At 59.9% G+C, this 1,792-nt stretch carries 2 protein-coding genes and 1 pseudogene; all 3 read left to right on the top strand.

What is annotated here, in order from left to right; genetic code table 11:
- Positions 1-315: SRPBCC family protein (locus P7F28_RS07635; RefSeq protein ID WP_368860328.1), on the top strand; the 315-nt coding region annotated here is incomplete at its 5' end.
- Positions 316-335: 20 nt separating this feature from the next.
- Positions 336-1,517: an ABC transporter ATP-binding protein gene (locus P7F28_RS07630; protein ID WP_277183919.1), complete on the top strand. Its 1,182-nt coding sequence runs from the start codon at positions 336-338 to the stop codon at positions 1,515-1,517.
- Position 1,518: 1 nt separating this feature from the next.
- Positions 1,519-1,792, top strand: a pseudogene (locus tag P7F28_RS07625) (ABC transporter substrate-binding protein); the annotation flags it as partial.

Here is a 1,792-nt window from a genome sequence, read left to right as displayed (position 1 = left end):
TATCCGACGCATTTAATCACGCTTACGCCCGGTTATTTCTGGTATCTGGTGTTGCAGCCGCAAGGCGTTGACCGCGTGCATATTCGCTTTGGCGGCGGCCTTGCGCCGGAATTCATCGCCGACTCGGGAGCGAACGCGCACATGATCACACTCAAGAAATTACTCGACGATGTGAATGCCGAAGACAAGCGAGGCGTAGAAGCCGTGTTTCGCGGCGTGCATGCGCCGCTTGCGAAGCCCGGGCATCTGAGTCATCTCGAACGGCCCAATTTCGACTTTGCGCGCTATATCGCGGGCAAGCTTAAACCGCATTAAGAACGACAGGACGCCATACGATGTCAGACCCTTCCTTCATCTCGTTCTCGGGCGTGAGCAAGTCGTACGACGGCGCAAACTATGTCGTTGACGATCTGAACCTCGACGTGCGCAAGGGAGAATTCCTGTCGCTGCTCGGGCCTTCGGGTTCGGGCAAGACCACCACGCTGATGATGCTCGCGGGTTTCGAATCGCCCACGCAAGGCGAGATTCGGCTCGACGGAAAGCGGCTCGATGACAAACCACCGCATCAACGCGACATCGGCATGGTGTTTCAGAACTATGCGCTGTTTCCGCATCTGACTATTGCGGATAACGTAGCATTTCCGCTTTCGGTGCGTCGCATGAGCCGCTCGGAGCAGAAGGCGCGCGTCAAACGTGCGCTGGAGATGATCGAGTTGCCGCATCTGGCGAATCGGCGGCCTGCGCAGTTGTCCGGCGGCCAGCAGCAACGCGTGGCGCTGGCGCGCGCGCTCGTGTTCGAACCGAGCGTCGTGCTGATGGACGAACCGCTCGGCGCGCTCGACAAGCGCCTGCGCGAAACCATGCAGTACGAAATCATGCGGCTGCATCGTGAGTTGTCGCTGACCATCGTGTATGTGACTCACGATCAGGCCGAAGCGTTGACCATGAGCGACCGCGTCGCCGTGTTTTCCGATGGCCGCATTCAGCAAGCCGCGACGCCGAGCGAGTTATACGAGAACGCACAGAACGCGTTCGTTGCTAACTTCGTCGGCGAGAACAATGGTTTGACGGGACGCGTCGTGAGCGCCGATGACAAGTGGGCCACCTTCGCGTTATCCGATGGCAGCATCATTCGCGGACGCTGCGAACAAGGCCTGCGCACAGGCGATGAAGCCATGCTCGCGCTGCGCCCCGAACGCGCGCATATCCCGAGCGCCGAAGGTTCTCATGCCGATGAACACAGCAATGTCGTACGCGCACGCGTGGAAGAACTCGTGTACTGCGGCGACCATCATCGCGTGCATCTGACGCTGGGTTCGCGCGATGCCATCGTGGTGAAAGTGCCCAATACGCAGCGTCACGCGCTGCCTGCTTCCGGCGACATGATCGATGTCGCGTGGCGTCACGACGACTGCAAGATTCTGGCGATGAGCGTGCCCAAAAGCGCGCCCGCGATCGATTCCACCCCCACGCCCTCACCTTCCCTCATCACGACCGCACCCGCAGGAGCCAACTGACATGCGCACTCAACTCAAAGCACAATGCGCCGCACTCGCTGTTTTCGCCTTCGCAACGGTGACCACGCACGCAGCGGAAACGCTGAACGTGGTGACCTTCGGCGGCGCATACGAAAACGCGGCTAAAAAGGCCTGGATGGAGCCGTTCACGCAAGCGACCGGCACGCAGTTTTCGCTCGAATCGTACGATGGCGGACTCGCCAAACTCTCGGCAATGGAGCAGGCCAAGAACACCACATGGGACCTGATCGATCTCGAAACCAATGACGCGATCA

The sequence above is a fragment of the Caballeronia sp. BR00000012568055 genome (assembly GCF_029439455.1).
GTDB lineage: Bacteria > Pseudomonadota > Gammaproteobacteria > Burkholderiales > Burkholderiaceae > Caballeronia.
This window is presented reverse-complemented; position numbering and strand designations above follow the sequence as displayed.

Excerpts from the sequence above, each read along its gene's own strand:
- P7F28_RS07630 (WP_277183919.1), top strand. The coding sequence starts at position 336 with ATGTCAGACCCTTCCTTCATCTCGTTCTCGGGCGTGAGCAAGTCGTAC.